Origin of the sequence: Jannaschia sp. M317 (assembly GCF_025141175.1) — a bacterium.
Classification (GTDB): Bacteria; Pseudomonadota; Alphaproteobacteria; order Rhodobacterales; family Rhodobacteraceae; genus Jannaschia.
In genome coordinates this window covers 928,734-946,198 of sequence record NZ_CP081155.1, presented here as the reverse complement: position 1 = coordinate 946,198, position 17,465 = coordinate 928,734, and the positions used below count along the sequence as shown (strand labels likewise).

Annotated in this window: 20 protein-coding genes; 11 read left to right on the top strand and 9 right to left on the bottom strand. The window is 64.1% G+C overall.

Annotation, left to right across the window (positions count from 1 at the left end; all coding sequences use genetic code 11):
- Nucleotides 1-38 precede the first annotated feature (38 nt).
- The 4 genes from K3551_RS04990 to K3551_RS04975 are packed head-to-tail and all read left to right on the top strand — an operon-like array spanning nucleotide 39 to nucleotide 3,484.
- Nucleotides 39-455 carry an alpha/beta fold hydrolase gene (locus K3551_RS04990; protein ID WP_259918194.1) on the top strand — a complete coding sequence of 139 codons (417 nt, stop codon included), beginning with the start codon at nucleotides 39-41 and terminating at the stop codon, nucleotides 453-455.
- Complete coding sequence (locus K3551_RS04985; RefSeq protein WP_259918192.1) at nucleotides 439-1,320, top strand: ABC transporter permease; 882 nt, start codon at nucleotides 439-441, stop codon at nucleotides 1,318-1,320. The genes K3551_RS04990 and K3551_RS04985 overlap by 17 nt, the downstream gene beginning before the upstream one ends.
- A complete protein-coding gene (locus K3551_RS04980; RefSeq protein ID WP_259918189.1) occupies nucleotides 1,320-2,129 on the top strand; it encodes an ABC transporter permease in 810 nt (269 codons plus the stop codon). Before K3551_RS04985 ends, K3551_RS04980 begins: the two co-directional genes overlap by 1 nt.
- On the top strand, nucleotides 2,126-3,484 hold the full coding sequence (locus tag K3551_RS04975; protein ID WP_259918188.1) for a glutamine synthetase family protein: 1,359 nt from the start codon (nucleotides 2,126-2,128) through the stop codon (nucleotides 3,482-3,484). Before K3551_RS04980 ends, K3551_RS04975 begins: the two co-directional genes overlap by 4 nt.
- A gap of 3 nt (nucleotides 3,485-3,487) precedes the next feature.
- Here the strand turns inward: K3551_RS04975 and K3551_RS04970 are convergent, their stop codons facing one another.
- Entirely contained in the window at nucleotides 3,488-3,997 is a 510-nt protein-coding gene (locus K3551_RS04970) for a CAP domain-containing protein (protein WP_259918186.1), read from the bottom strand.
- 192 nt (nucleotides 3,998-4,189) lie between these two features.
- Between K3551_RS04970 and K3551_RS04965 the strand changes: the two genes are divergently transcribed.
- From K3551_RS04965 to K3551_RS04955, 3 genes are read left to right on the top strand one after another with little or no spacing between them, the layout of a single operon-like run.
- The gene (locus K3551_RS04965; RefSeq protein WP_259918185.1) at nucleotides 4,190-4,882 is read left to right on the top strand and encodes a type 1 glutamine amidotransferase; all 693 of its coding nucleotides are present in this window, start codon (nucleotides 4,190-4,192) and stop codon (nucleotides 4,880-4,882) included.
- A complete protein-coding gene (locus K3551_RS04960; protein ID WP_259918183.1) occupies nucleotides 4,875-6,230 on the top strand; it encodes a glutamine synthetase family protein in 1,356 nt (451 codons plus the stop codon). The genes K3551_RS04965 and K3551_RS04960 overlap by 8 nt, the downstream gene beginning before the upstream one ends.
- Nucleotides 6,223-7,494 (top strand): FAD-binding oxidoreductase, encoded by a 1,272-nt coding sequence (locus K3551_RS04955; RefSeq protein WP_259918181.1) that lies wholly within the window; start codon nucleotides 6,223-6,225, stop codon nucleotides 7,492-7,494. The genes K3551_RS04960 and K3551_RS04955 overlap by 8 nt, the downstream gene beginning before the upstream one ends.
- A gap of 41 nt (nucleotides 7,495-7,535) precedes the next feature.
- Here K3551_RS04955 and K3551_RS04950 read toward each other — a convergent pair whose 3' ends face one another.
- Together K3551_RS04950 and thyX are read right to left on the bottom strand one after the other, a co-directional pair.
- Nucleotides 7,536-8,354: a toll/interleukin-1 receptor domain-containing protein gene (locus K3551_RS04950; RefSeq protein ID WP_259918179.1), complete on the bottom strand. Its 819-nt coding sequence runs from the start codon at nucleotides 8,352-8,354 to the stop codon at nucleotides 7,536-7,538.
- Complete coding sequence (gene thyX, locus K3551_RS04945; protein ID WP_259918178.1) at nucleotides 8,324-9,229, bottom strand: FAD-dependent thymidylate synthase; 906 nt, start codon at nucleotides 9,227-9,229, stop codon at nucleotides 8,324-8,326. The genes K3551_RS04950 and thyX overlap by 31 nt, the downstream gene beginning before the upstream one ends.
- Before the next feature lie 401 nt (nucleotides 9,230-9,630).
- On the opposite strand from thyX, the gene K3551_RS04940 reads away from it, so the two are divergent.
- The gene (locus K3551_RS04940; protein ID WP_259918176.1) at nucleotides 9,631-10,065 is read left to right on the top strand and encodes a VOC family protein; all 435 of its coding nucleotides are present in this window, start codon (nucleotides 9,631-9,633) and stop codon (nucleotides 10,063-10,065) included.
- Nucleotides 10,066-10,162: 97 nt separating this feature from the next.
- The gene (locus tag K3551_RS04935; protein WP_259918175.1) at nucleotides 10,163-10,648 is read left to right on the top strand and encodes a hypothetical protein; all 486 of its coding nucleotides are present in this window, start codon (nucleotides 10,163-10,165) and stop codon (nucleotides 10,646-10,648) included.
- Here K3551_RS04935 and K3551_RS04930 read toward each other — a convergent pair.
- Together K3551_RS04930 and K3551_RS04925 are read right to left on the bottom strand one after the other, a co-directional pair.
- Nucleotides 10,645-11,001 (bottom strand): Mth938-like domain-containing protein, encoded by a 357-nt coding sequence (locus K3551_RS04930; RefSeq protein WP_259918173.1) that lies wholly within the window; start codon nucleotides 10,999-11,001, stop codon nucleotides 10,645-10,647. The genes K3551_RS04935 and K3551_RS04930 overlap by 4 nt on opposite strands.
- On the bottom strand, nucleotides 10,998-11,759 hold the full coding sequence (locus K3551_RS04925; RefSeq protein ID WP_259918172.1) for a sulfite exporter TauE/SafE family protein: 762 nt from the start codon (nucleotides 11,757-11,759) through the stop codon (nucleotides 10,998-11,000). Before K3551_RS04925 ends, K3551_RS04930 begins: the two co-directional genes overlap by 4 nt.
- Nucleotides 11,760-11,929: 170 nt before the next feature.
- Between K3551_RS04925 and K3551_RS04920 the strand changes: the two genes are divergently transcribed.
- A complete protein-coding gene (locus K3551_RS04920) occupies nucleotides 11,930-12,460 on the top strand; it encodes a hypothetical protein (RefSeq protein ID WP_259918171.1) in 531 nt (176 codons plus the stop codon).
- Between the two features lies 1 nt (nucleotide 12,461).
- Here the strand turns inward: K3551_RS04920 and secF are convergent, their stop codons facing one another.
- Genes secF through yajC form a run of 3 tightly spaced genes read right to left on the bottom strand, consistent with a single transcriptional unit; the run spans nucleotide 12,462 to nucleotide 15,417 of the window.
- A complete protein-coding gene (secF, locus tag K3551_RS04915; RefSeq protein ID WP_259918169.1) occupies nucleotides 12,462-13,427 on the bottom strand; it encodes a protein translocase subunit SecF in 966 nt (321 codons plus the stop codon).
- 1 nt (nucleotide 13,428) lies between these two features.
- Nucleotides 13,429-15,093 carry a protein translocase subunit SecD gene (gene secD / locus K3551_RS04910; RefSeq protein WP_259918167.1) on the bottom strand — a complete coding sequence of 555 codons (1,665 nt, stop codon included), beginning with the start codon at nucleotides 15,091-15,093 and terminating at the stop codon, nucleotides 13,429-13,431.
- Between the two features lie 3 nt (nucleotides 15,094-15,096).
- Nucleotides 15,097-15,417 (bottom strand): preprotein translocase subunit YajC, encoded by a 321-nt coding sequence (gene yajC / locus K3551_RS04905; RefSeq protein WP_259918165.1) that lies wholly within the window; start codon nucleotides 15,415-15,417, stop codon nucleotides 15,097-15,099.
- A 184-nt stretch (nucleotides 15,418-15,601) separates the two neighbouring features.
- On the opposite strand from yajC, the gene serS reads away from it, so the two are divergent.
- A complete protein-coding gene (gene serS, locus K3551_RS04900) occupies nucleotides 15,602-16,894 on the top strand; it encodes a serine--tRNA ligase (protein ID WP_259918163.1) in 1,293 nt (430 codons plus the stop codon).
- A gap of 96 nt (nucleotides 16,895-16,990) precedes the next feature.
- Here the strand turns inward: serS and queF are convergent, their stop codons facing one another.
- Nucleotides 16,991-17,455, bottom strand: a complete 465-nt coding sequence (gene queF / locus K3551_RS04895) for a preQ(1) synthase (RefSeq protein WP_259918161.1) — start codon at nucleotides 17,453-17,455, stop codon at nucleotides 16,991-16,993.
- Between the last annotated feature and the right edge of the window lie 10 nt (nucleotides 17,456-17,465).

Below are 17,465 nucleotides of genomic sequence, written 5' to 3'. Positions count from 1 at the left end.
CCGGAGCGGCGGGGCCAACCGGCCCCGCCCGACCGCCCATGTGGGACCTGTCCGAGTCATATGAAACCTCCGCCGGGCGCGTTGCTGCCGGGCGCGCGGGCGCGGGACCTCCGCTGGTGCTGGCACACGGCTGGCCCTGCTCGTCCTATGCCTGGCAACGCGTGAACCCGGCGCTGGCGGCCCACTACCACGTGCATTTCTACGATATGCCGGGCTTCGGACGCTCCGACCTCGCACCGGGTCGCGCCCCCGACCAGGCCGCCCCTCGGCTGTCCGAGGCGGGCCGCGCCACCTTCTTCGCGCAGTTCACCCTGGCCGACGAAAGATTCACAGCCGAGGTCGAGCCGCTTTCCGATGATCTTCAATGCCCTGCCGCAGCTGGAAGACCCCGAGACAACCGGCGCCGCCCTGCTGACAGCCCTGCGAGAGGCCGCGTAGATGTTCGCCTGCACTGATCCCGGCACGCTCGAAGGACTGAACTGGCTGGTCTGTTATCTGACCACCGGCAAGCACATGAATTTCTACGGTGCCTTCGGGACCGTGCTGATCCTGCTGGCGATCACCGCCCCGACCGCGTTGGCCTTCGGGTTCGGTGGGGCCATGGCCGCCCGCAGCGACTTCGCGCCGCTGCGCTGGTTCGGCAAGGGCTATATCGCGATCGTGCGCGGCGTGCCCGACATCGCCTTTTTCCTGTTTTTCGTCATCGCCCTGGACCAGGCGGTCGAATGGGTGCGCCATCAGGTGAAATGCCCGGACTGGACCGAACCGGTGCGGCAGGGAACCGATTTCCTCGTCTGCCCCGAGGCCAAGCTTCCGCTCGGCTCTGCGCCGCAATGGGTGCACGAGGGGTATGGCTTTGCCATCGCCGTGCTGACATTCGCCATTGTCTTCGGGGCCTTCGCGGCGAACGTCCTTTATGGCGCGATGAAGGCCGTGCCACGGGCACAGGTCGAAACCGCCGAGGCCTATGGCATGTCGCGCCGGCAGACGTTTCGCCGGATCGTGGTGCCGCAGATGTGGGTCTATGCGTTGCCGGGTTTGGGCAATTTGTGGATGGTGCTGATCAAGGCGACCCCGTTGCTGTTTCTGCTGGGCGTCGAAGACATCGTCTATTGGGCGCGTGAACTGGGGGCGGCCAAGACCCCCCGTTTCTCGGACTACCCGCATCCGGATTGGCGGATGTGGTATTTTCTGGCGCTGCTGATCTTCTATCTCGCCTTTACCCGCGTCTCCGAGATCGTGATCGACCGCCTGGGCCGCCGGCTGTCGCGCGGCCAGGCCACGGCAGCGGGCGAAGCCATGCGAAAGGCAGGCGTGTGATGGAGGATTGTTTCACCACGATCGCCGACTACGGCCTGCGGTCGCTTGGCATCGGGGAACGGCTGTTGCCGCGAACCGACTTCACGCTTTGCCAGCAGGTGACGTTGATCGGGTCGGGGATGATCTGGAACGTCTATTTTGGCATTCTGGCCCTGATTTCGGGGTTCGCGCTGGCGACCTTGGTGGCGGTGGGCAAGGCATCCAGCAATCCGCTGGCGAGAAAACCTGCCCAGTGGTTCGTGTTCCTGTTCCGAGGGTCGCCGCTCTTCATTCAGTTCTTCTTTGCCTACTTCCTGTTCTTGTCGCTCAAACAGGTGGCCCCTTGGGCCGAACCCTTCTCCTCGGCCTGGCTCGGAGCTTTGGTCGTGCTGTTTCTCAACACGGCGGCCTATTCCGGCGAGATTTTCTACGGTGCCCTGCAATCTGTCCCCAAGGGTGACCAGGAAGCGGCCGAGGCTTATGGGCTGACCGGCTGGGTCAAGTTCCGGCGCATCACCTGGCCCACGATGCTGCGGCTGGCCTGGCCTGCCTACACAAACGAAGCGATCTTTCTGTTCCATGCCACGACGCTGGTCTTCTTCACCGGCTTTCCGGCACGGCAACAAAAGGGCGACGCGCTTTATTACGCGCAGTACTTCGCAGACAAGACGTTCAATCCCTTCGTGCCCTATCCGATCCTCGCCGGGTATTTCATCCTCTTGACCCTGGTGATCATCGGGATCATGGGAGCGATCAACCGGCACCTGAACCGGCACCTCCCCCAGGCCGCAGGGCGACGCCCCCGGCTGCTACCCCAGATCATCAGATGAACGACGCACCCGTCGACCAAGCCCAGGGCTGGCTGCATGCCAATCCCCACATCCACTCCGTCCGCGCCGCCGCCTGTGACCTGAATGCTCAGGCGCGGGGCAAACGCATCCCCCGCCGTTTCGCGCACAAGCTGGAGACGGAGGGCACGCGCTTTCCCTTCTCGATCCTGAATCTCGATATCTGGGGCGAGGATATCGAAGACAGCCCGCTGGTGTTCGACACCGGCGATGCTGACGGCATCCTGAAGCCCACGGAACGTGGATTTGTGCCAATGCCCTGGCTGGACACGCCGACGGCCCTGTTGCCGGTGTGGATGTACCACGGTGACGGGCGGCCGTTTGCAGGCGATCCGCGTCATGCGCTGGCCGCCGTTCTGGCCAGCTATGCCAAACGGGGCCTGACGCCCGTGGTCGCGACCGAGATGGAATTCTACCTGATCGACGATTCCACGCGGCAGCTGCGGGTGCCCAAATCACCGGTCTCGGGCAAGCGGCGTCCGGGTGCCGAAACGCTGTCGATGCGCGCACTGGATGCCTTTGACGGGTTCTTCACCCAGCTTTACGACGCCTGCGAAGCGATGGACATTCCGGCCAACACCGCCATCTCCGAGGCGGGGATCGGCCAGTTCGAAATCGATCTGGCCCATCAGCCCGACGCGCTGAAGGCGGCCGACGACGCCTGGCTGTTCAAGCTGGCCCTGCGCGGGCTGGCGCGGCGCCACGGCTTTGCCGCCAGCTTCATGGCGAAACCCTACCCGGATTATGCGGGCAACGGGATGCATGTGCATTTCTCGGTTCTCGACGCCGAGGGGCGCAACGTGTTCGACAATGGCACGCCGCAGGGGTCCGACATGTTGCGCCACGCGGTCGCCGGACTGTTGGCCGCCGCGCCCGCATCGACCCTGATCTTTGCGCCCCATCTCAACAGCTACGACAGGTTGGTGCCGGGGGCCCATGCCCCCACGGGTCTGGCCTGGGCCTACGAAAACCGCACAGCGGCCATTCGCATCCCGTCCAGCCCGAATGTCGCGCGCCGGATCGAGCACCGTATTTCAGGCGGAGACGTGAACCCCTATCTGCTGCTGGCCGTGATCCTGGCCGCCGCGCTGCGTGGCATCGAGGATGCGGCGGAACCGACCGCGCCGATCACCGGCAACGCTTATGCGCTGGACCTGCCCCAGACGCCGGGCACTTGGGCCGAGGCCATCGACCGCTTCGAAACCGACCCTTGGACGCGTCGTCTGCTGCCGCAGGGATTGATCGAGAACATGGTCCTGACCAAACGGCAGGAGCTGCGCGACATCGAAGAGCTGACCGAAGCGGAGCGGATGGACCTCTACCTCGATACCGTCTGATCCTCAGCAGGGCCGCGCCAGCACCATCACCCAATAGGTCTGACCGGCCCCGTCGACCGCATGGGCCACGGCCCCGTGTTGCGCCCGGCGGTCGAGGATGTTGGTCCGGTGCCCCTTGGACGCCATCCAGGCCTCGGTCACATCGGTGGCCGTCTTTTGGCCGAAGGCCACGTTCTCGGCGGCGAAACAGGCGCGGTAGCCTTCGGCCTTGATCCGATCGCTCATCGTGCTGCCGCCAGTACCGCGATGGCTCATCCGGCCATTCTTGGCCATCCAGGCGACGTGCTTGCGCGCCGCCCGCAAAAGACGATCATCGCGGGACAGGGTGCCCAGACCGCGCGCGCCCCGCTCCGTGTTGGTCAAACCAAGCGCGCCGCCAGATGGGCGTACATCGGAGACACCGGTGGCCCCGCCGCTCGACAGGCTGGCGGCCGGCACGCCGGCCTCTGGTGCGTCCTGGCAAGCGACCAAGGCAAGGCAGAGCCCCGCAAACATCGTGAACCGTGCAATCATGGCGTTCTTCCTTCGGCGGTATCCCCCCGTGATTGCGCATCCTGTCGATGGGATCAAACCCCGACATCAGCAAGACGGAAACACGCGAAATCTGGCTTGAGAGAGCATGGCCAACGGCCGAGACATGTGCAAGCACCTTGCCCAGCCCGCGCGCCGCGCCTAGCGTCGCCACAATCCCAACTGGAAAACCCCATGCATATCGGCATCCTCATGTGCGGGCACCTGCTCGACCCCCTGCAACCGGTTCATGGCGACTACGACGCCATGTTCGCCCGCCTCCTCGATGGCCACGGCTTCACCTTTCAAAGCTGGGACGTGGAGGGCATGGCCTTTCCTGAAACCGCCCTTGCCGCCGATGCCTGGATCGTCAGCGGGTCCAGGCACGGGGTCTACGAGGACCACGCCTTTATCGCGCCGCTGGAACAGTTCGTCCGCGACATCTATGCCGCCGATCGCCCGTTGGTCGGCATCTGCTTTGGCCACCAGATCATCGCGCGCGCCTTGGGCGGCACAGTCGTCAAGTTCGATGGCGGCTGGTCGGTCGGTCGCCGGGATTATGCCATCGAAGGGGCAGATCCCATCGCACTCAACGCCTGGCATCAGGATCAGGTCATCACCTTGCCGACCGATGCCAAACGACTGGCGCAGAACGATTTCTGCGAGAACGCGATGCTCGTCTACGGCACCCGCGCATTTACCGTGCAGGCCCATCCGGAATTCCAGAACCGCCTGATCGGCGACCTGGTTCACCGACGGCGCGGGACCGGCACCTACCCCGACGACCGGATGGACCAGGCAAGCCGCGACATCGCATTGCCGGTCCAATCCGACCGGATGGGCGACGCCATCGCGCGCTTTCTCAAGACACGGGTGGTCCATGTCTGACTGGCTGTCACAGATCCCGGACCATGCCCGCGCCTATCTGGACGGGCGACGCCTGGACGAAGTTGAATGCATCGTGGCCGACCTGTCCGGCATTGCGCGCGGCAAGGCCATGCCCGCAGCCAAATTCGCCAAACAGGCCCGGTTCTACCTGCCCAACTCCATCTTTCAGCAGACCATCACCGGCGATTGGGCCGAGGACGGCGACACCGCCTTCCTTGAGCCGGACATGATCCTGACCCCGGATTTCGAAACCGCCTGCGCCGCGCCCTGGACGGCTGACTGGACCATGCAGGTCATCCACGACATGCACGATCAGGCCGGGGATCCGGTCCACACCGCTCCGCGCAACGTTTTGAAAAGGGTCGTCGATCTTTACCATGCGCGCGGTTGGGAGCCGGTCGTCGCCCCGGAGATGGAGTTCTATCTTGTCGCCCGCAACACCGATCCATCCAAACCGGTCGAGCCCCCGATGGGCCGGTCCGGCAGACGGGCAGCGGGGCGGCAGGCCTATTCCATGTCAGCCGTGGACGAATACGGCCCCGTGATCGACGACATCTACGACTATGCCGAAGCCATGGGGTTGGAGATCGACGGCATCCTGCAGGAGGGCGGGTCCGGCCAGGTAGAGATGAACATGCGCCACGGCGACCCCGTCAAGCTGGCCGATGAGATCTTCTATTTCAAACGCTTGATCCGTGAAGCCGCCCTGCGCCACGACTGCTATGCCACCTTCATGGCCAAGCCCATCCAGGATGAACCCGGATCGGCCATGCACATGCACCATTCGGTCGTCGACCGTGCCACGGGCCGAAACCTGTTCGACGGCGGCGACGGCACGGAAACCGATGAATTCATGCACTTTATCGGCGGGATGCAGACGCACCTGCCGTCGGTTATTGCCCTGCTGGCCCCCTACGTGAACAGCTATCGCCGCTATGTTCGCGACTTCGCCGCGCCGATCAATCTGGAATGGGGGCGTGACAATCGGACGACCGGGCTGCGCGTACCGGTGTCAGAACCGGAAGCCAAGCGCATCGAGAACCGCATCGCGGGCATGGACTGCAACCCCTATCTGGGCATCGCGGCCTCGCTCGCCTGCGGATATCTGGGTCTTGTCAACAAGATAGACCCCGCCCCGCAGTTCACCGGCGACGCCTACAACAGCGCGGATGGCATCCCCTCGCACCTGTCCGAAGCGCTGGACCTGTTCGAAGAAGCGACCGAGATCCACGAGGTGCTGCACCCCGATTTTGCGCGCGTCTACGCAGCGGTCAAACGCATGGAATACGGTGCTTTCCTGCAGGTCATCTCGCCCTGGGAGCGGGAGCATCTGCTGCTGAATGTCTAGCTGGCTGCATGCGAACGGCGACCGGGGCGTCTGGCCCCGGACCTGGTACGCAGAGGACGTTGCATTTCCCTCGCCTTTTCCACGGCTTGAGGGACATCACGACGTCGACCTCTGCGTCATTGGTGGCGGGCTGACGGGGCTTTCGGCGGCGCTGCATGCGGCGCAGGCGGGCCTGTCGGTCACGCTGCTGGAGGCACAGCGCGTTGGCTGGGGGGCCTCGGGTCGCAACGGAGGTCAGATCGGGTCCGGTTTCAACTGGAGCCAGGCCGACCTGGGCACCGATGCGCGAGCGCTCTGGACCTTGGCGGAAGAGGCCAAGTCCTTGACGCAAAAACTCATTTCCGCTCACGCGCCCTTGGCGGATCCGCGTCCCGGCATCCTGTCGGTCAGCCTGTCGGAGCCCGAGGCGCGGGATGCCCGGAAGAAGGCCGCGTGGATGAACGTGACCTACGGGACTGACCTGCAAGTGCTTGATCAAGCGGAGGTTTCTGCCTGTATCGGGACCAGGGCCTACGCCGGGGGGGTGCTGGACCCGTCGGCGCACTACTGCAACCCGTTGGCTTATGTGCTAGGCCTGGCGCAAGCCGCTGTAAACGCAGGCGTTTCGATCCACGAGACCTCCGAGGTGCACCATATCGGCGACACCGTGGCGACGGCCCACGGGCGGGTTCGGGCGCGGTTCGTGTTGCAGGCGACGAACGGCTACGCGCCGCATCTGACGGGCAAGACGGCGGCGCGGGTGCTTCCGATCAACAACTTCATCGCGGTGACGGAGCCGCTGGAAAACCCGCCTTTTGATACAAAACGGGGTATGCCTGCGGTGGCGGATTCACGTTTTGTGGTAAATTATTTCTGGCAGACGCGGGACGGGCGGCTGGTCTACGGCGGGGGCGAAAGCTACGGCAAACGCTTCCCCACCGACATCGCGGCCCGGGTCCGGCGCAACCTGTCATGCGTCTACCCGGAGCTACGCGACGTCCGCTTCACCCACGCCTGGGGCGGGACGCTGGCGGTGACGGCCACGCGCCTGCCCTACCTGGCAGAAGTCCGCCCGGGCGTGTTCTCGGCGGGCGGATATTCGGGCCACGGGCTGGCGCTGTCGACGCTGTTCGGGAAGGTCGCGGTAGAGGCGATGCGGGGCGAGCGGGCGCGGTTCGAGGTGCTGTCACGCCTGCCGGTGCCAGCCTTGCCTGGAGGGCGCTGGTTGGGGCCCTGGGCGGCGCAGGCGGGGATGGTTTGGGGGGCGGTTAGGGATCGGTTTTAGAATATCAACCGCTTGCGTCGGGTGATCTAAACCAATAATTCTCATTTCCTTCTGACTTCAACATACTTTAATTCTCCAGTCGCGAGCCGTCCGCCGAAACGCATAATTGTCGACGTTGGTGCAATTTCAAAAAAGGCACTTTGCCCATACGGCAAACTCTCTCCAACTTCGAAAATCACCCATCCGTCTCTGTTTATGCGTTTCGCATTCCTAAAAGAACGTGCGGAAACTGGTGCGCTGCCTCGAGGACCAGAAAACGGTGCGCGCCAACCGATTAGGCTCGCGCCGCCACCCCGAACTTCATTTTGATCGTAAGCAACAAAGAATGAAGACAAGGACCCAACTCTTGGATGGAACTCACATACCGCCCCAAGAGGGTCAATCGAATAGAATATTGGGTGAACTCGTTCTCTGCTAGTAGTTGCAGCCTCCCCACTAAGGCCTGCCTTTATTCTCTCTCGCCAATCATCGGATTCAAGACTAACGCAATTCCTTGTGGCCAATATCGACGGAATCTCTGAATAATCAATTCCCTCAGCAAGGATACCAAATATTGGGAATTGGTAATCTGCAAGCAGGCGCCGAACGAACATATCTAGCTCGAGCTGAACCGCGTGACTGGCGAGGCTCGCTTTTGTCACAACTAAGGCGAGGCCATCAATATCTGACCACACGATTGTATTGTCAATTACCGACCATAAAGACTGGCCGGTTGGAATTACTACGTCATCATATATAACCTCAAGTCCAGTCTCTTCGAGTTCCTGGACAAGGTAGTCGAAGCTCTGGTTCGAATTGTCAGCCCATGCATGGCTTATCCATAGCTTCTTCACCCCACCAACCCCATAAACTCCCGCCATTCCCCCTTAGACATGCCACTCGTCTCCTGCGTCACCTCCTCGCCAGCCAGCATCCGGCGGACGCAGTCAACCCCCCGGGCAGACAGCTGGGCACCGCCCAACCGGTAGTCTTCGAAGGCGGAATAGGCGTGGGGGACCCAGTCCTTAACGATTTCGCAAATCTTTTCCGCGTAGACTCGGATTTCCATCTGGGCGTGGGCGTCAGCGCGCAGGCGGAGGAAGTGGAACAGATTGTGGAGGTCAACTTTCCAGTACCATTGCGTATAGATATTCGCGGGCAGGTTCATGCGGGCCAGTTCGCGCGCCAGTCCCTGTTGCCCTTCGTCGGAAATCATCGCCTCGTAGTGGTCGTAGGCGCGGGTGCTGTCGTCGCGTAACCAGTCTAGGACGCGCTGCGCCTCCTCGCCTGAAAGCGCCTCGCCCCGACCCTGGTTGTTGGTCGTCGATTGCGCCGCCAGATCGTCCAGGGCGGGGATATAAAACTCCCGATCCAGGATCGAATAGCGGGCGGAGTATTCGTTGACGTTGGCGGTGCGGTGGCGAATCCACTGGCGGGCCACGAAGACAGGCAGCTTCACGTGCAGCTTGATCTCGCACATCTCGAAGGGGGTCGAATGCCAGTGCCGCATCAGGTAGCGGATCAGCCCTTCGTCGTTGCTGACCGCCTTGGTGCCGCGCCCATAGCTGACGCGGGCGGCCTGGGTGATGGCGCTGTCGTCGCCCATGTAGTCGATGACCCGGACGAAGCCGTGATCCAGCACGGTTTGCGCCGTGTAAAGATGTGCCTCCATCCCCGGCACGGTGGCGCGGCGGGTCGTGTGGGACTGCGCGCGTTGTGCGTCGATGTCGGCTTGTTGCTCTGGCGTCAGGGGCATGAGTAGGATTCCGGGATTCGAAGGTTGGGCCTATGGTGCCTTGCCGGGACGGGGGGACGCAACATGTCGTGGGCACCTGGGCCGTCGGAACCGAAGACGGCACCGCCCCTGCGAAGCCCCGACCGGGCAGCTGCGCCCCACCCCCGGCAGGACGGTCGCGGCGCGCGGGCGCGTTTGGGCCCAAGGTGGCACCCCTAAGGCAGACGGGTCCTGTTGGTGGGCCGAGCCTTGGGGGCGGTGGATGGCATCATCCCTTGGAGGATCCGCCGCCCCAAGCCTGTTGATCAGGGTCGATGTCGCGACGGTGACCATGGGGGATTCGAGAGGGCCCATTCGCCGGGGGTTGCCGCCGCGGACACAAGGGATAGGGTCCGGGCAACATCGCAAACCGGAGACCCGAAATGAAAATCAGCTATCGTCACCTCATGGTCCGCGTGAAGGATCTGGACGTCTCGCTGGCGTTCTACAAACGTCTGGGCCTGATCGAGCGTCACCGCACCGAAAGTGAGGCGGGGCGCTATACCAACGTTTTCCTCTGCCCCCCGGACCAGGCAGATGGCCACGCCGATCTGGAGCTGACCTACAATTGGGACGGGGACGACGCGCTGCCCAATGACAGCCGCCATTTTGGCCATATCGCCTATCGGGTCGAAGATATCTATGCGCTGTGCCAGGAGCTGATGGACGCAGGCATCACGATCAACCGGCCGCCGCGCGACGGGCACATGGCCTTTGTGCGCAGCCCCGACAACATCTCGATCGAGCTGCTGCAGATGGGGGAGAGCAAGCCCCCGCAGGAGCCCTGGGCCTCCATGGGAAACACTGGCCACTGGTAGGGGTTATTGTTGCCAGCTTCGCGTTGAACCGGCCGCATTTCCGCCATTGAAGACCGCTATTACTGGGACTCAATTTTCAGCAAATTGAGTCCCTACCATGTTCATTTCGACCTTTGTGACAGACGAGCACGGTGCCGTAACCGTTGACTGGGTGGTGCTGACGGCTGCGGCAACGGGGCTTGTCCTGGCGACGATGACCCTTGTGGCGGGCGGCACCGAAGAAGCCGTGAACGACATCAACGACGCGATGAACGCGCCGTCGGTCCTGGTGCGGCTGCGCACCGGCTTTGGCTATGCGCCCCATGACGTCGCCGGGTTCGAGACCTTGCTGCGCGGTGTCGCGGCGCTGGACGGAACGGACCGGGCCGAACTGGCGGCCTTTTCCAACGCGATGAACGGAATGATCGGCGACGGCAGCGATCCGGACGCGGTGGGCCTGGCAAACGATCTCGATGTGGTGGTGAACATCGCCTACGACAACGCGGGTGAAACACGGCCGACCGGCACCGGCTATAACGCGGCGGACCTGTCGCGGATCAGTTCCGGTCTGGGCTATACGGTGCCCGCAATCGACACGTTCTAGTCGACGGGCAGGACCGCTGCGGCGACGCGGCGGCCTTCGCCCACAAGGACGTTATAGGTCCGGCAGGCGGCGGGGGTGTTCATCACCTCCAACCCCAGGCCCGCAGCTTCGACGGCGTCGCGCAGGGCAGCGGGGGCGTGCGCGATTTCTGCCCCGGTGCCGATGAAGATGACATCGATGTCACCGGCCAGCGCCGTCAGCGTGGCCACGTCCGCGTAGCCGCCCCAGGGCGCGACACCGCCAGGATGCAGGACCAGCGCCCCCTTGGCCACGTCACCGCCGATGCGGAAGAAGCCGGGACCATAGCCGTCAAAGGGGCGCGCGTCGTCAAAGGTCACTTCGGTCAGGTTCATGATCCGCTCCAGATCGGCAGGGCCATGAGCGCGGCCCCGGTGATGATGACATAGGCAGTGATGCGGTAGATCCCCTCCCGCTCCGGACGGAACAGGCGGGCCCCGATCACATTGGCCCCCAGATAGGGCAGGATCAGCACCGCGCCAAGGACCAGCGGGGCGACAGACAGCCGCCCCTGCACGGCCAGCGTCGTCATGAGGATACCGTCCCAAAGCACCAGGTACATCAGGACATTCGCACGAATCACCGCTGCGGGGAGGGCGGTCGACATATAGGTCAGAACAACGGGCGGCCCGGACAGCCCGGACACACCGCCCAGAAATCCGGACAACGCCCCGCTGCCCAGCACCACACCGGGGCCCATGCGCCCGTGCCACCGCCAACCGGAAGCCATCAGGATAACCGTCAGAAGGCAGAGCGCCGAGACGGTCCAGCGGAACACCCCATCGTCCATGCGGTCCAGAAGCCATAGCCCGGGCAACAGCGCCAGCGCCGCGACGCCCCCGATCGCCGCAACCTGCCGGGGACGGCCATCGCGCAAGGCACGGGGGATATTGGGCAGCGGGCCGATCATATCCATCAGCGTCAGTGTGATCAGCACCCAGACCGGCGGCAGGACCGAAGCTGCGAGAGGGATGTAGATCAAGGCAGACCCGAAGCCCGAAAAGCCGCGCACGACGCCGGCCAGAACGGCAATGGCGATCAGAAAGCCAAGCTGCGGCAGGTCGACGGCGACAAGATCATGAAAGGCGGTCATGGCACCGCCTGGACGGGTGCCTGGTCAAGCGCCCGGCAGGAAACAATCGTCGCGATTTGTCGACGTCTACGCGCACGCGGGCACCTTGCCGCCCCCGGTCCGACACCCCCGCGCCACAATGATCTGTCAGGGAAAGCAGCACGTTTTACAGGTCGACGAGGTTTCCGGTCATGTCCCTTTCCCGCTTGCGTCATGGGTTCCTGCGCTCCGAACATGGGGCCGTTACGGTCGATTGGGTCGTGCTGACGGCGGCGGCTGCGGGCGTGGCCCTGGCGACGTCCGGCCTGTTGGTCGCGGGCATCCATAGCCAGCAATACGCCATGGAAGAAACGATGGGCACCCAAGGTTTCGTCGGAGAGACATTCGCCGCCGCGATGCGGAACTATCAGCCCTTTGACCAGGCGTTCCACGAGGCGGTCTACAATGACGTGTCGAGCCTGTCGGATGCCGATCTCGACATCCTCGAAGCCTTCGTCAACGACATGAACAGCCTGCTCGCCTCGGGCACCGAAGAAGAGGTGAATGCCCTCACCGACATGACCTATGCCGTCGGCCTGACCTATGCGGAGCGGATCCGCGAGCGGCCCAACGGCACCGGGTCCGACCCGTCCGAGTTGGAGCGGATCGCGACAGAACTTGGGTGGCACCTCGACGCCTGGACCTCGTCCAACAGCACCGTCGCACTGGCCAACACGCTCTGACTCAGGCGTCGATGTTGGCGAACTGCGTGCCCGCGTCCGACGGCTTTTTCGGGTCGCGGTCCACGCCCAGCATCAGCACCACGTTCTTGGCCACGTAGACCGACGAATAGGTGCCCACGATCACGCCCCAGAAGATCGCAAAGACGAAGCCGCGGATCACATCCCCGCCCAGCACCAGCAGTGCAACCAACGCCAGCAGCGTCGTGCCCGAGGTCATCAGGGTCCGGCTGAGCGTCTCGTTCACCGATTTGTTCATGATATCGATCAACGGCGTTTTCTTGAACTTAATCAGGTTCTCACGCAGGCGGTCGAAGATCACGACGGTATCATTGATCGAATAGCCGATGATCGTCAGGATCGCTGCGATGGTCGCCAGGTCGAAGCGGATCTGCAGCAGGCTGAAAACGCCGATGGTCAGAACCACGTCATGCACCAGCGCCGCAATCGCCCCGACCGAGAACTGCCATTCAAACCGCAGCCAGATGTAGAACAGGATCGCCACGAGCGATGCGCCAACGGCCAGCAAGGCGGTGGTGATCAGCTCTCCCGAGACCTTGGGGCCGACGGATTCCACGGATGGGAACGTGATGGACGGATCCACGGTCTGCAGCGCGGCTTCGACACCGGCTATGACCTCCGGCGTAACCGACTCGGCCCCTTCCTGCGCCTGGATACGGACCTGGGCCACGTTGCGCCCGGCCTCGAAGGTGGGGTCGAAAACCTCGGTGATGGTCACATCCCCCAGGCCCAACGGTTCCAGCGCGGCGCGGTAGGCGGCGACGTCGACCGAGGCCGTGCTTTCGGTGCGGATGGTGGTGCCGCCCAGAAAGTCGATGCCGAAGTTCAGGCCGACGATCAGCCAGATCGCAATCGCCCCCACCATCGCGACCACCGAGGCCCCGAAGGTGAACTTGCGATAGCGCATGAAATCCCAGTTGGTGTCCTGGGGAACCAGTCTCAGGCGCATGTCAGACCTCGATCGTCTTGGGGCGGCGGCGTTCGAACCAGATCACGATCAACAGACGCGTCACGAAGATCGCGGTGAAGACCGATGTCAGGATGCCGATGCCGAGCGTGACCGCAAAGCCGCGCACCGGGCCGGAGCCGAGGGTAAAGAGAATCACCGCGATGATGAACGTGGTGATGTTGGCGTCGATGATGGCGCTGAGCGCGCGTTCGTAGCCCAGCTCGATCGCACGGGCGGGGCCGCGCGCGGTCTTGAGCTCTTCGCGGATACGTTCGAACACCAGCACGTTGGCGTCCACCGCCATGCCGATGGTCAGCACGATCCCCGCGATGCCCGGCAGGGTCAGCGTGCCCCCGATCAGCGACAGGATGCCGAAGATCAAAGCCACGTTGATGCCCAGCGCGACCGTCGCGAAAGCGCCGAACAAGCCGTAGCTTGCAATCATGAAGACCACGACCGCGGCCATCGCCACCAGAGAGGCGACCTGCCCCGCGTCGATGCTGTCCTGGCCCAGTTCCGGGCCGATGGTGCGTTCTTCGAGAAAGGTCATCTCGGCGGGCAGGGCCCCGGCGCGCAGCAGGATCGACAGGCGGTTCGCCTCTTCGACCGTGAAGTTGCCGGTGATCTGCCCGGACCCGCCGGTGATCGCGCTTTGGATCGTGGGGTCCGTCACCACTTCGTCGTCGAGGACGATGGCGAAGGGGGCCCCGATGTTGGCGGAGGTGTATTCGCCGAACTTGCGCGCGCCCGAGGGGTTGAAACGGAAGGTCACGGCAGGACGACCGTTCTGATCAAATCCGGGCTGGCTGTCGACCAGGTCGTCGCCGGTCACCACGGGCGAGCGTTCCAGCAGCAACGTGCGGCTGGCGTCATCCATGTCCGGCAGGGCAATCTGATCGCCGTCGGTGCGGGTGTCGGCGGCCACGGACCGGCTGATGACCGGGTGGAAGGTCAGCTTGGCGGTGGTGCCAATCAGCTCTTTCAATTCCTGCGCAGAGCCGATGCCGGGAACCTGGATCAGGATGCGGTCTGCCCCCTGGCGTTGGATCGTAGGCTCTCGCGTGCCGGCCTCGTCGACGCGACGGCGGATGATTTCCAGCGATTGCTGCAAGGTGCGGTCATCGGTGGCGGCCTTTTCGGCGTCCGACAGGGTCACGGTGACGATGTCGCCCGCGCCGGCCACGTCGATGTCCTGTTCCCCCACGCCGGTCAGCGACACGATGGGCTGGGCCAGATCACGCACGGCGTCGACGGCGACCTGCAACCCCTCGGGCCGGGAAATGCGAATGCGGAGTTCGTCGGGCGGGCTGTCCTGGCGGCGGATCGTGCCGACCTGTTCACGCACGCCGCGCAGGGTATCGCGGACATCGGGCCAGTAGCCGTCGAGGCGGCCTTCGTAGACGTCCTGCAGTTGCACTTCGGCCAGCAGATGCGCGCCGCCGCGCAGATCAAGGCCCAGGTTCACCAGGCCCGACGGCAGGGCATCGGGCCATTCGGCCAGCGCGGCCTCGATCTCGGGCGTGGAGATCGCACCGCGTTCCAGGGCGTCGGCGGCGTCGTTATGACGCTCCACCGGGCCATAGAACAGGTTCGGCGCGGCCAGCGCCAATCCGATCACGCAGACAAGAAGGATCGACAGACGCTTCCACAGCGCGATCTGCAGCATGGGTCAGGCCGCCGGTTCGGTCTTGGACAGAACCTGCGCGATGGTGCCGCGGATGACGCGAACCTTCACGCCCTCGGCGATTTCGACCTCGATCTCGCCGTCTTCCTTGACCTTGGACACCTTGCCGACGATGCCGCCCTGGGTGACGACCTGATCGCCCCGGCGCAGCGCCTCGACCATGGCCTTATGCTCCTTCACCTTTTTCTGCTGCGGACGGATCAGCAGGAAATACATGATCGCGAAGATCAGGATGAGGGGGACAAAGCTGCCGAAGGCGCCGGCGGCGCCCCCTGCGGATTGGGCAAAGGCGGGGGTTGCGAACATGTCTGATCCCTTGGCTATCTGGGGTCGGCGCGCCCCTGTCTGAGAAAGTCGTGGGCGAACCTACTGAGGGCACTTAGGGGGCGCAAGGCCCGGTTGGAAGACCCCGCGCGCGCGGATTGGGTGGCTTTGCCCCCCGGTTCGGATTATGGCCCTTGCCACAACGCCACACCCTGAGGACGGACCCATGCACGACATCCGCGCCATCCGCGACAACCCCACCGCTTTCGACGCCGCACTGGCCCGTCGCGGCCTGTCGCCCCTGTCCGCGGATCTGCTGGCCCTGGACGAGGCGCGGCGGGGCTGCATCACCGCGTCCGAAGCGGCGCTGGCGGAGCGGAACGCTGCATCCAAACAGGTGGGCGCGGCCAAGGCCCGCGGCGACGACGCGGAGTTCGAGCGTCTGCGCGGTCTGATCGCCGACAAGAAAGCCGAGATCGCCCGACTGGAGGAAGAGGCCCGCGAAAAGGACGTCGCCCTGCGCGACGCCCTGCTGGAAATCCCGAACCTGCCCTATGACGACGTGCCCGACGGCGCGGATGAGGCCGACAACGTCGAGGTCAATCGCTGGGGCACCCCGCCCACGTTGGATTTCACCCCGGTCGAGCATTTCGAGATTGCGGGCGTCAAACCCGGCATGGATTTCGAGACCGCCGCCAAACTGTCGGGGGCGCGGTTCGTGTTGTTGCGGGGCGCGGTGGCGCGGATTCACCGGGCGCTGGCGCAGTTCATGCTGGACACCCATACTGAGGAAAACGGGCTGGTCGAACACATGACCCCCGTTCTGGTGCGCGACGAGGCGATGCTGGGCACCGACAAGTTGCCGAAGTTCGGCGACGATTCCTTTCTGACGCGCGAGGGGTTCTGGCTGATCCCCACGTCGGAAGTGACGCTGACATATTCGGTCGCGGGCGACATCCTGGACGAGGCAAGCCTGCCGCGCCGGATGACCGCGCATACCCTGTGCTTCCGGTCGGAAGCCGGATCGGCGGGACGCGACACCTCGGGCATGCTGCGCCAGCACCAGTTCGAGAAGGTCGAGATGGTTTCCGTCACCCATCCCGACAAGAGCCGCGAAGAGCTGGATCGCATGACCCGCTGCGCCGAAGGCCTGTTGGAAAAGCTGGGCCTGCCCTATCGGACCGTCGTTCTGTGCACAGGGGACATGGGTTTTGGCGCAAGGCGGACCCATGACATCGAGGTTTGGCTGCCGGGGCAGGATACCTATCGGGAAATCTCGTCCTGCTCGACCACGGGCGATTTCCAGGCACGGCGGATGAACGCCCGGTACAAGCCGACCGAGGGCGGCAAGCCCGCCTTCGTGCACACGCTCAACGGGTCCGGTCTGGCGGTAGGCCGCTGCCTGATCGCCGTGTTGGAAAACGGACAGCAGTCGGACGGGTCGGTGCGCCTGCCCGAAGTGCTGGGCCCCTGGCTGGGCGGTAAGCTGACCCTGACCGCCGAGGGCATGCTGATCTGAGACGCTGGAGGGGGCCCTGCCCCCGCCTTCGGCCCCCCGCGGTATTTATGGCCAGAGGAACGGGGGGCCTGCGTTAACCTTAACGAAAAGTTCCGCTCATCCGCGACCGCGGTAGGGCGGGACGCCTTGATCGGGCAACCAGATGCCATCAGGCAGGGGGCCCGTCTGCCAGAAGACGTCGATCGGGATGCCGCCCCGCGGATACCAGTAGCCGCCGATCCGCAGCCATCGCGGACCAAGAAAATCCACCAACCGGCGCGCGATGGAAATTGTGCAATCCTCATGGAATGCGCCGTGGTTGCGGAACGCGCCGAGGAACAGCTTCAGCGATTTGGATTCGACCAGCCAGTCGCCGGGCACGTAGTCGATCACCAGATGGGCAAAGTCCGGCTGGCCCGTCATCGGGCAAAGCGACGTGAACTCCGGCGCGGTGAACCGCACGGCATAGGCGACATCGGCCTGGGGGTTTGGCACCCGCTCCAGCTCTGCGGTGTCGGGGCTGTCGGGCAGGCGGGTGTCGCCGCCCAATTGTGTCAGATTGCTGTAGATCTTTTCGGTCATGGCGTCCTCC